Below are 12,069 nucleotides of genomic sequence, written 5' to 3'. Positions count from 1 at the left end.
CAACGCCTCGCCACAGGTAGTTGAAGCACTGCTGGGTTTACTCAAAGATGAGAGTCAGAATGTGCGTAACTCTGCTGCTTTTGCATTGGTCAACTTGGGCAACGCCTCGCCACAGGTAGTTGAAGCACTGCTGGGTTTACTCAAAGATGAGAGTGTACGTTACTTTGCTGCTTTAGCATTGGGCCACTTGGGCAACGCCTCGCCACAGGTAGTTGAAGCACTGCTGGGTTTACTCAAAGATGAGAGTGAGATTGTGCGTTACTTTACTGCTTTTGCATTGGGCAACTTGGGCAACGCCTCGCCACAGGTAATTGAAGTACTGTTGGGTTTACTCAAAGATGAGAGTGAGATTGTGCGTGACTCTGCTACTTTAGCATTGGGCAAGTTGGGTAACGTCTTGCCACAGGTAGTTGAAGCACTGTTGGGTTTACTCAAAGATGAGACTGGAAGTGTGCATAACTCTGCTGCTGAAGCATTGGGCAACTTGGGCAACGCCTCGCCACAGGTAGTTGAAGCCTTGCTGGGTTTACTCAAAGATGAGAGTCAGATTGTGCGTAACTCTGCTGCTGATGCATTGGGCAAGTTGGGCAAAAACTCCAGCAATGTTACTGCTACTGTTGCCGAATGGATTGTACAACACCAGGATTCAGAATATGTAGGCAGTGGAATTGATGCGCTGTGGAATTTGGTAGTAACAGAAGAATAATTTTTGTTTTTTCACTGGAAGTTCCTAAAGAGTGCTGAATACTCAGCACCCTGTCGATCGAGCAAAGCATTGACATTCAGTTAAAAATCAAAGGTTGTGCGAAGCACACCTACATACTGCGTATCATTTCTGCTGTCGTTTTCCGGGTTGAGAATCACCCAAAAACCAGGAGTCACTGAGATGTTGTCATTTAAGCGGTAGCGATAAAATGCTTCAATATGGTAAGCGTTGTCTCGCTCTTGACGGATATCACTGTTAGAGACATGGGGTGGTATACCAAAGAGAATTCCTGGCAGATTGCCTCTACCACCCACATCGGGAAACGACACACCAATCGCCCCAAACCAGACATTGGCGTTGGCACCATTGTTCACAAATAGAGAATCTGTTCCACCTCTACCATTGGAAATATCACTCAAACCAGAACTCTCGGCATTTGCCCAAATATATCCACCCCAAGCGTGGACTTGAAAATTCGGGGAGAAGCGATAGTACCCCTGTGTGCCGACAATATCGTTGGAAGTAGCAATGTTGTTGCCAAAGGGAGCGTTTGACAAGACGCTACCCGTCCCAGCTGAGAGTTCGATTACTCCAGCAGGGCTATAGCCATGAGAGTAAGCAACACCGATCGCTCCTTGCTTACCATAATAGGCTAAGTGCGCTAAGGCGTTGTAGCTGCCATCAAATAACCCGTTGCTAGGCGATGGCACATTAGAACTGCCTGCTAAATAGCCCAAGGTGAGAACCAAGTCTTTGGTAATGTTCCAGTTAGCGGCTGCACCGCCGCCACCTCGCCGGAATAAGGGACTGTACGATCCAAAAAGTGAGGGAACTCCATTGCCGTCGTCAGCAATTGTGGGGGGAGTGACGGTGGTGGAAATGTCGGTGTAACCAATGCCTACAGGCCCAACAACGAAGTTAAGGGAATCACTGACTGGGAAGTAATAACGGATGTGGGGGACATAAAGTGTCTCGTTGCTGTCATAATCGAAGTTCAGACGTGTCATCCCTGTACCTGTGGCTGCGGCAATTTGACTGCCAACATTGGACGCAAAGTTACCAAATTCTAGCCGGACTCGCAATAAATCTTTGCCAGTGAAACTGCTCTCAAAGTTGAGACGACCCCGATTTGCAAAGTAGATGCGGGATTCATCATCTTCGCCACCGACTCGATCGCCAAAGGTATCACTAACGGCGGTGATAATTTGAGCATTCAACCTAGTAGTAGTAGAAAACTGCTGCGCCTCCAATGTTGTTGTATGTGCCTCTACGGTATCTACTCGTCCGCGCAGAGTTGTTAGTTCTGCGGCAAAGTCTTGCTGCAACTTTTGCAGCACTGCCAAATCTTGCTTATTAACTAAATCGCTAGTAGCTGTAGCAATTAACTCATTAATCCGATCCAAACAAGCATTTAAACCTGCGGCAAACTCATAACGGGTTAAGGCACGGTTGCCGCGATAGGTGGAATTGGGATAACCTGCAATACAACCGTAGCGTTCCACTAGCGATTGCAATGCACCAAACGCCCAATCAGTTGGTTGTACATCAGAAAACTGGGAAACAGAAGTGACTTGTCCCTGCAAAGTCCGATTAGCATCTGCTGCATTCGGATCGTTTTCTGGAGGTGCTGCCCAAACTGCTGGAATTGCCAAAAATAAAATAAAAAAGCTAGGAAAAATAGTTTTTAGCATTGATTTATTAATTGAAAATGGTTGAATTATGAGCTTGTAACGAAAGAAATTACCCTCGAATCAAAGTATGAGCTAATCAACATTAAAATTACATATTTTAAGTTGAAGTTTTAGCTCAATTCAAGCAACGTTATGACTTTTTGCTCATTGCTGCTTTTAATAGCTGCTGCTATAATTTTCATTACATTAATTCCGTCTTCGGCGGTAACAGCAATTGGCTGATTACTAACGATAGATTTATATACGGCATCGTAATAACCTAAATAGCTCCCTTGTAAACTTTTGACTTTTTCTCGAATTATTTTTGTGTCTTTTTCTGTATGCAGCAAGCCATATTCACTTTCTGGCTCTGCTTTTAAGAAAAGAACCATGAGTGCTATGTATGATATAGGCAGGCGCAGGCTCACGCACAAGGAAACTTGCTTTTAATTTGACGCGCAGTTTGTCGTAATATAGTATCAATTCAAAACAATCATCTATCTGCGATCGCAGCCTGTGATGCGGATGTCTGCAAAAATAGCATCAGGCATTCCAAATAAATGCAAAGCTTGGTCTATTAAGTGCGGCCCTAAATTCCTAAATTGTTTAATGTTCCTGCTCCCGGACTGGGAACTTCTACTACATATTATTCAATTACGTTGTCGTCATCAGTTGTGAATGTTCCATCTAGTACTCCACCACATTAATTTTGAGAAGTTCGTAATGAGTGACTCTAGCCCTAATCTAAGCACTAAAGTGCTGACTACAAACTCCTTTAACCATGCAACCTCACAAACACAGAGGATACAGAGATACAAATTATGAATTACGCACAGAGGTACTAGATGGATACTAATTACATGTCTTCTAACTCAATTCCTTTGGTTTCTTTAATAAAAAAGAGAATGAAAAAGAATGAGGTAGCAGCTGCAATTGTATAGAGTCCATAGGCAGAACCTAGACCGAAATATTGCAGTATAGGAGGAAATGTTGTGGAAATGAGGAAATTGGCAACCCATTGCATAGCAGCAGCAATCGAAAGTGCGGCGGCTCGAATTTTGTTATTAAACATTTCTCCCAACAGCACCCAAACCACTGGCCCCCAAGAGAAACCGAAGCAGAACACATAGAGGTTGGCTGCGACCAGAGCTATAGTCCCGGCGCTTCCGGTAAGATTGGGGTTCCCAGCAGCATCGAGGGGAGCATGACCAAAAAGATAAGCCATCGTCCCCAATGTCAAGGTCATGCCGATTGACCCTATTATCAGTAAGGGCTTGCGACCAAATTTATCCACGAAGGCGATCGCAATCAGTGTTGTAATAATGTTGACGGCTCCTGTAATCACCGTGATTGATAGGGAATCTTTTTCGGAAAAGCCGACAGCACGCCATAAAACGCTGCTGTAGTAGAAGATTACATTAATCCCAACAAATTGCTGTAATACAGATAAGCCTATTCCTATCCAAACAATTGGGAGGAGTCCGCCACTTCTGCTTAAGAGGTCAGAAAATCTGGGTTGGCGTTCGCGAAGCACTGTCTGCCGAATTTCTTCGATTTTTGGCAGTACGTCACCCCCCAAAATCTTGGTCAGAACGTTAACAGCTTCTGATTCTCGTCCTTTGGCAACCAAATAACGGGGAGATTCAGGAATTGTTAAAGCTACCATCCCGTAGAATACTGCTGGTGGGACTGCTGTCCAAAACATCCAGCGCCAAGCTGCAACCCCAAACAAAAACGGCGAGTCTGCTGAACCTGCTGACGTAGCGATAAAGTAGTCGCTCAATAAGGCAACGAAAATTCCCACTACGATCGCTAATTGTTGCAGAGATCCTAACCTTCCCCGCAAATGGGTGGGAGAACATTCGGCAATGTAAGCTGGCGCGATGACGCTAGCAACGCCGATGCCAATCCCACCTAATACTCGCCAAAAGATAAAATCCCAGATAGTGAAGGCAATCCCAGAGCCAATGGCACTGATAGTAAACAATGCCGAAGCAACCACCATTGCGTTGACTCGACCATAACGGTCTGCAATCTGTCCGGCAAAGAAGGCTCCGATGGCAGACCCCAGCAACGCTAGGGATACTGCCAGCCCTGTCACCCAACTACTGGTATTAAAAGCTTTTGCTAAAGATAAAACCGCACCGTTGATTACAGCAGTATCAAAACCGAATAAAAACCCGCCGAGGGCAGCGGCACCAGCAATCAAAATTACATAAAACGTGCTGGCTTTACGACGAGTAGTAGTGGAGGTCATAGTTTATATATTTATTATTGGGGATGGGGCATTGGGCATTGGGCATTGGGAATTGGGAATTAGGAATTAGTTCTTTTCCCTCTGCTCCCTGCCCCCTGCTCCCTGCTCCCTTGCTTGTTTACCGTCTAGAACGTCTGCGTAACCGATCGATAGTTACTGCCAAAATAATTACTAGTCCTTTGACGACTAGTTGCCAGAAGTAAGATAGGTTCAACAAGGTTAAGCCGTTGTTGAGAATCGCAATAATCAATGCACCTAAAAGGGTGCCGCCAATGGTGCCAATACCGCCTGTAAAGCTGGTTCCACCTAGAATAACAGCTGCGATCGCATCTAATTCATAACCCTGACCTATTACGCCACTGGCACTATAAAGACGGCTAGCGCTCATGATTCCTGCTAAACCTGCCAGTAATCCGCTAATACCATAGACGAACAGCAACACCCGATTAACTTTAATCCCTGTTAATCTGGCTGCCCGTTCGTTACCACCCACAGCATATATCTGCACTCCTAAAACAGTTTGCCGCAGGATAAACCAGCTAGCTATCACAGTCAGTAGCGCAATTATCACTAGCCAAGGAATGGGGCCGATATATGTATTACCCACCCAAGCAAAATTTATGTCAGGGTTAATCAGGGTTGTACCTTTGGCAATTAAAAAAGCAACACCCCGCAAGGCTGTAAGTGAACCCAGCGTCACAATAAAAGGTGGCACATCCAAAAAGGTAATGAGCGCACCGTTGAGTAAGCCTAACAGCAATCCTGCAAGTAACGCAGCAGGTACAGCCGCCCAACTTAAAGCCGGTAGTAGCGATACCAGTAATGCAACTACCGCAGAAACAGCTAAGATTGACCCAACTGAAAGATCAATACCGCCAGTGAGAATTACAAAGGTCATTCCTGTCGCTAGCACAATATTGATTGATGCCTGACGCAAGATATTGACGATGTTAGCACTGGTGAGGAAGTTGGGAGAAAGGAATGTAAATAAGATGCAGATAATTACTAAGATTGGCAAAATACCCGCAACTTCCAACAGGGTGCTGATTGATTTCCGGTTGCGAGCTGCGGGATTGTTGGCTGATTTATTGATAGGCGGTCTGACTGTCTGACTCATAATGCTGATACCTCCGATGCTCCAGTTGCGTAGTGCATAATCTTTTCTTGGGTGATTTCTTTGCCAAGACTGCCATCCAGTTCACCTACCAGCTGTCCTTCTCGCATCACTAAGACGCGATCGCTCATGCCGACAATCTCCGCTAGTTCGCTGGAAACCATTAAAATAGCAACACCTTGCGCTGCTAATTCGCTCATAATTCGGTAAATTTCGCTTTTGGCACCAATATCTACGCCGCGTGTCGGTTCATCTAACATCAACACTCTCGGTTTAATGGCTAACCAACGCGCTAGCAGTAGCTTCTGTTGATTACCACCAGAAAGATCCAATGCTCTAATTTCCAAATTGGCTAGGCGGATATTGAAGTTTTCCACCGCGTCTGTTGACAGCCGATTCACTGAAGGCCAGTTAACAATTCCACCCCTTGCATCCTGCTTGAGTGTATTGATAGCAATATTCTTGCGGGCGCTCATTTCCAGAAATAAACCTTGGTCTTTGCGGTCTTCTGGAACATAGCCAATTCCGGCTGCAATGGCATCACTGGGCGTATTAATTTCCAGTTTTTTGCCATTCAAGAATACTTCGCCACTAGCTTTACGGTCTGCACCAAAAATCAGCCGGGATAGTTCTGTGCGTCCGGCACCAACCAACCCAGCTAAACCCAGAATTTCTCCAGCATGAAGTTCAAAACTAGCCGGCTCAATCTTCTTGCGGGCATCGCTCATATTTCTGACTGACAGTACCACTGGGCCAGGATTCATTTGCCGTTGATGTTCGTAAAAGTCTTGCATGGAGCGACCAACCATCATCTGCACTAATCGCTGGGGAGAAATTTCACTGCGTGTCAGACTGCCAATATATTGACCATCACGCAACACGCTAATCCGGTCAGCTAAGGCATAGATTTCTTCCATGCGATGGCTGATGTAAATAATCGCAATACCATCACGCCGCAGTTTGCGAATCACCTCAAATAAATGGTCGCTCTCGCGGTCAGACAATGCTGCTGTTGGTTCATCCATCACCAAAACGCGGCTTTTATCCTTCAGCGCCCTAGCAATTTCCACTTGCTGCTGTTCGGCGATGGACAAAGTACCAACTATAGTCTGCGCGGTAAAATTGGCTCCAAGGCTGTCCAGCACTTCCTCTGCTTCTAGTTGCATCGCTTGGCGGTCTAAAAGCTGACCTCGCCGCAACTCGCTACCCATAAACATATTTTCGGTAACGGTTAAATTCGGTGCAACATTCAATTCTTGATAAATGAGATTAATACCCGCTTTGCGTGCTGTCGCCGGATCGGTAATTTTCAAGGGTTGACCATTGATGCGAATTTCTCCTTCATCGGCAATGTAAGCCCCTGCCAAGATTTTCATCAATGTGCTTTTACCCGCTCCGTTTTCACCCATGAGGGCGTGAACTTCTCCTGGGTAAATCGTCAGATTAACATTTTGGAGCGCAGATACACCATGAAATCGTTTTGTAATCCCTTGCATTTCTAACACTGGGGTGCTAGTTGGTGTATCAGAACGTGAAGTTTCAATATTGGTTGTCATCAGCAAAACCTGTAAAAACTATTTAAAATTCGCGAATCTGAATTAGAAATGAATAAAGTCATATTTTATCGATTGCAAAATCATGTTTTAAAAGCTGAATATGAGTGGGAAAGAGATATTTTCATCCTTTGTTATTAACGTTAGTTCAGAGAGATTGTTGGGAAAGTTCAAGTACTATAAATAGACACTCAAACTTTCCACTGATGCACATACATAGCGGTTATCAATTCGGTGCAGCAGAGTTTTAACCTCTTTATAAATCCATCTTTCTATTAAACAAAAGCCAAGAAATAGAAATGAGGTTTGGTATTAATTTAAATGAAAACTGTCGGACATTCTAGGTATGTGCAAAAACTTTACAAATGCGCCAAAAGAGTTATATCAAAAGACATAATTTTCAATTGCAAATTCATAATTTTTATTACTCCCAGCCTTTTTCTGTGCTGACGTTATCTTTTGCGATCAACTTAACTGGAATCAGAATGGTTGGATTAGCAGGTTTCTTACCATTTAAAATGTCATTCCCAACCTGAACTGCTTTTTGGGCCATCCCTCGTGGATTTTGAGTAGCAGTTGCTGCATATAAACCATCTTTATTGGCGATCGCAGTTATTGCTTCTGGCGCACCATCAACTCCTACAATAAAGAAATCTTTACGTTGTGCTTGCTTTGCTGCTAGTTCTGCGCCAAGTCCACTCGGATCGTTAATGGCAAAAACAGCATCAATCTTCGGAAAGGTTGTGAGCAAATCAGTCATAACTCTCAGTCCTCCATCCCGGCTACCATCTGCATTCTGGTTTTTAGAGAGGATTTTGATATTGGGATATTTGGATAATACATTTTCGCAGCCACTAACTCGCTGAATTACTGAGTCCACCGGCGGCCCGTTAACTATTACTACATTGCCTTTACCCTTGAGGCGATCGGCAATATATTTGCAACTAACTTCTCCAGCTTGGACATTATTAGTTGTGATGGTGGCATCTACGCCTCCCTCTGCACCTGTGTCTACGGCAATAACAATTTCACCTGCTTTTTTTGCTCTTTCAACTATTGGTCTAATTCCACTTTTATCAGCAGCATTTAAAACAATAACATCAGTATTTGCAGCAGTAAAATTTTCAATTTGGTTGGCTTGTTGATTAAGGTCATAAGCACTGGAAGCTATAATAACATTGACATCTTTTCCGCCAATTCTCTTCGCTTCTGCCTCAACTGCTTGTCCCATAACGACGAAGAAAGGGTTACTCAGATCGCCAACAGTGAAGGCAACCGATCGCAACTTTCTATTCCCAGTGGCGGTTTTAGTTTCTGCACTAATATTCGTAGCAGGTTGAGTATCAGTGTTAGTAGCTGTGTTCTCATCGGGAGAACCATTTGTACAGCCGATAAGACTGCCACCGATGATACTTAATAAGCTAGCTGTGATTACGCTTCGCGTAACACCAGAAGTGAACGCAATCTTTTTCACATTCATATATCTCCTACAAGTCATTCTGACTTACACAAATTTGAAAACGACGTATTAAAAAACAGGGTAAAATGTTCTAATCTTCCTGTATCAAGCCTTTTGTGTGTTTTGTAATTACGAATTACGTTAGCGTAGCGTTAGCGAGTCTTCGTTCGCTTTTAGCGTCTCGTAGAGAGCGTCATTACAAATTACCAGCCTTGATAGCTGCTGAGGTTCTCTCTAGTAACCAACTTGACTGGAATCAGAATCTCAGATGACTCAGGTTTTTTACCCTGAATGATATCGTTGCCAATCTGAACCGCTTTTTCAGCCATCCCTGCGGGATTTTGAGCCGCAGTTGCAGCAAAGACACCATCCTTATCTTCCATTGCTTTGGTTGCATCTGGCGATCCGTCAACCCCAACAATAAAAAATTCATTGCGTCTTGCTTGTCTAGCTGCTAAATCTGCACCAACACCGCTTTGATCGTTCGTAGCAAAAACGGCATCAATTTTCGGAAAGGTTGTCAGCAAATCGCTCATGACTCTCAGTCCTCCATCCCTAGTCCCTTCAGCGTTTTGCTCTTTAGAGATGAGTTTAATATTCGGATATTTAGACAATGATTTCTCACAGCCACTCACTCGCTGATTGATTGAGTCCATTGGAGTACCGTTGAGGATGACTACACTACCTTGACCTTTGAGGCGATCGGCAATATATTGGCAAGCAACTTCACCAGCTTGGGTATTGTTGGAACTAATCATCGCATCCACATCTGCATCAACGGCTGAATCTAATGCAATCACAACCCTACCTGCAAGCCTTGCTTGGTCAATAACTGGTTTAACTCCTTTTTTATCAACAGCGCTGAGGATAATTAAGTCAGTATTTGCAGCCGTAAAATTTTCGATTTGATTGGTTTGTTGATTTAGGTCAAAGGCACTGGAAACTGCATTAACTCTGATATTCCCTCCGATTTTTTGGGCTTCTGTTTCGGCCCCCTTCTGCACAGCATTATAGAAAGGATTGCCTAAATCACCCAAAGCTACACCGATTGTTTGCAATTTTCTATTTGAAGTACTAAGACTCTCTGCACTGATATTAGTAGCCTTGTTAGTAGTATTAGTAGCAGTGTTGTCATTATGAGCGCCATTTGTACAACCAACAACCACAAAACCTAATATACCAGCTATGAGCAAAATTCTTTTCATATTCATCTATTTCTAACAACTGATTTAAATTTGAGAAAGGCGATCGCAAGATAAACTAAGTCTTAAAAACTTAGACCTAACCTAGTGATACTACTAGCTTTTGCAATTTAAACTCCAAAGGTATTGGATTTGGAAGTAGTGGAGTTATTGCTATTAGTTTCACAAAACAAAATGGGTTATTTTTAAAGCAGAATTACGAACATTACACTACTTAAAATACTCACATTCTTTTGGTGAAATGACTTTGTAGTGCATAGCCTGAAAACAGCTTTTAAGTGAAAATTCCAAAAATTAGTATTATTAAAGTTGTCAATCTTTATTTATTTTGACTTTTTTCATTTTATCCCGATCCAGTGCAAAAATTATTTTTGTTTATCGAACTTTACAAATATAAAAGGTTTTAAATCTCTCGATAGAACCCAAAGTCTTTATTCCAAAGTATTTGGATAAGTTAGGCTATTCAATATTAGGATTGATGTTAAAAACGTTAACATTTCTCAATCAATCTTTTTCAGAAAAGATACTATTAGAGTAGAGAGCTTTTTGATTGTTAGTGCGAAATTTCGGAAAATGTAAACATCCTTTGGTTAGATTTTTAAAATCAACTTTCATCAGCTTGACAAGTGTATTTGTTTGTTATTGCTCTTCTTTCATATGCAGGCAATAAAAGAGTAAACAAGATGATATTTGTAAGCTTGATTAGGGATAAAAAAAGTTTGCATATCAATTCTTGTTCTTATTTTATCTCCCCAAAATAGAAGATTACAAATTCTTCTAGCAGTTTAAAACTTTAATGTTGTCGGTAAATATTTAGCCACCAAATCTTCATAGTATGGTTTTAATTTCTGCCAATCAGGAGGAATAGGGTTTTTGGAATACAAATCGTAGGGATTGAATAAACGTACCCATTTAAACATTTCTCGATCGTGTTTATCCATCAAATGCTCATAGGCATTTTCACGATGTTGAGGATAAAATGAGTGATAGCGAAGCATATACAATGCAGGTTCGGGCAAATAGTTTTTCATCATCTGATAAAAATACTCATCATGCCCCCATGATATATGTACATTACTTAATCCACAGTTAGGCTCGTAAATGCCATATTTAGTATTGTAATCGGGGTTATTATAATCAAGATTTTCTTTAAAGAATTCTGAGAAAACAATTTTATTAGAAAATGCACAACCTACAGGATAAGTATCCCCTACGGTAGCCCATTGAGGTTCACCAAACAGACAAAGCACTTTCCCCATATCGTGAAAGAAGCCAGTAAGTACCATCCAGTCAGGATGACCATCAGCGCGAATCGCTTCTGATGTTTGCAATAGATGCTGTAACTGATCCATGTCTGTATCAGGATCGGAATCATCAACCAATTGATTCAAAAATTCGACCGCATCCCAAACAGACATTTCTTTTTTATCAAACTTCAAAAATTCTTTTTCTTTTTGAAGGACAAAATTATATGTTTGATTAATATGATTTAACCGATAAAACTCTTTTACCGTATATCTAATAGTAGTTTCGTAATTCCTGTACTCTTCGGTGGTTTTACCTTCTTTAACGATGTTATCTGGATCGGGATAGCGATTAAGTAAGTCTTCTTCCCATTCTTCTAGTGAATGTAAGGGATTGTTTTGAACTTGAGCAATGGCATTATTTAGAGTTTGAGACATATCTTCCTAGTTGTCGATATTGTATTTGTTAAATTGTACTTTCGCACTCTATTATGCACAGGTGTGCAAAACCTGTATTAGACTTATTTATTATTTTTGCACACGTGTGCAAAAATAGGTGTTAAGTTTCATTTCGTCTTTGCATACCTGTGCATAATTCAACCTGAGTTCGACAGACCTCTCCCTCCCAGCCTCCCTCTCCTGGTAGGAGAGGGAGGAGTAACAAGTAAGGAGGGTTTTTGCTCCCCTCTCCTGGTAGGGGCTGGGGGAGAGGTCAAAATAGCACTCGTCGAACTCACGTTAATTTATTTCTTCCAGTGTTTTATCCAATCTGCTTGGATCGGAGTTAAGACAAAGCACTGATGCGATCGCTAATTAATTCTTAGAGACTTTGATGCCTTCTGGGTAGCGACAACCTTGTACCAC

The 12,069-nt window shown here is 42.4% G+C and carries 9 protein-coding genes; 1 reads left to right on the top strand and 8 read right to left on the bottom strand.

Annotated features, from left to right (window positions below):
- Window positions 1–706: HEAT repeat domain-containing protein (locus RMY64_RS15660; protein WP_322700548.1), on the top strand; the 706-nt coding region annotated here is incomplete at its 5' end.
- An 80-nt stretch (window positions 707–786) separates the two neighbouring features.
- Here the strand turns inward: RMY64_RS15660 and RMY64_RS15655 are convergent.
- The 8 genes from RMY64_RS15655 to RMY64_RS15620 all read right to left on the bottom strand — a co-directional run bounded on the left by RMY64_RS15655 (window position 787) and on the right by RMY64_RS15620 (window position 11,643).
- On the bottom strand, window positions 787–2,397 hold the full coding sequence (locus RMY64_RS15655) for an iron uptake porin (RefSeq protein WP_322700547.1): 1,611 nt from the start codon (window positions 2,395–2,397) through the stop codon (window positions 787–789).
- Window positions 2,398–2,507: 110 nt separating this feature from the next.
- On the bottom strand, window positions 2,508–2,804 hold the full coding sequence (locus RMY64_RS15650) for a Gfo/Idh/MocA family oxidoreductase (RefSeq protein ID WP_322700546.1): 297 nt from the start codon (window positions 2,802–2,804) through the stop codon (window positions 2,508–2,510).
- A gap of 428 nt (window positions 2,805–3,232) precedes the next feature.
- Window positions 3,233–4,633 carry a sugar porter family MFS transporter gene (locus RMY64_RS15645; protein WP_322671914.1) on the bottom strand — a complete coding sequence of 467 codons (1,401 nt, stop codon included), beginning with the start codon at window positions 4,631–4,633 and terminating at the stop codon, window positions 3,233–3,235.
- Between the two features lie 118 nt (window positions 4,634–4,751).
- Entirely contained in the window at window positions 4,752–5,750 is a 999-nt protein-coding gene (locus RMY64_RS15640) for an ABC transporter permease subunit (RefSeq protein WP_322700545.1), read from the bottom strand.
- The gene (locus tag RMY64_RS15635) at window positions 5,747–7,303 is read right to left on the bottom strand and encodes a sugar ABC transporter ATP-binding protein (RefSeq protein WP_322700544.1); all 1,557 of its coding nucleotides are present in this window, start codon (window positions 7,301–7,303) and stop codon (window positions 5,747–5,749) included. Before RMY64_RS15635 ends, RMY64_RS15640 begins: the two co-directional genes overlap by 4 nt.
- A gap of 421 nt (window positions 7,304–7,724) precedes the next feature.
- The gene (locus RMY64_RS15630) at window positions 7,725–8,780 is read right to left on the bottom strand and encodes an ABC transporter substrate-binding protein (RefSeq protein ID WP_322700543.1); all 1,056 of its coding nucleotides are present in this window, start codon (window positions 8,778–8,780) and stop codon (window positions 7,725–7,727) included.
- Between the two features lie 182 nt (window positions 8,781–8,962).
- Window positions 8,963–9,964, bottom strand: coding sequence for an ABC transporter substrate-binding protein (locus RMY64_RS15625; protein WP_322700542.1), 1,002 nt, complete (start codon window positions 9,962–9,964; stop codon window positions 8,963–8,965).
- Window positions 9,965–10,746: 782 nt separating this feature from the next.
- Window positions 10,747–11,643 carry an inositol oxygenase family protein gene (locus RMY64_RS15620; protein WP_322700541.1) on the bottom strand — a complete coding sequence of 299 codons (897 nt, stop codon included), beginning with the start codon at window positions 11,641–11,643 and terminating at the stop codon, window positions 10,747–10,749.
- Between the last annotated feature and the right edge of the window lie 426 nt (window positions 11,644–12,069).

It is taken from the genome of Nostoc sp. DedQUE08, from assembly GCF_034530895.1.
Classification (GTDB): Bacteria; Cyanobacteriota; Cyanobacteriia; order Cyanobacteriales; family Nostocaceae; genus Nostoc.
This window is presented reverse-complemented; position numbering and strand designations above follow the sequence as displayed.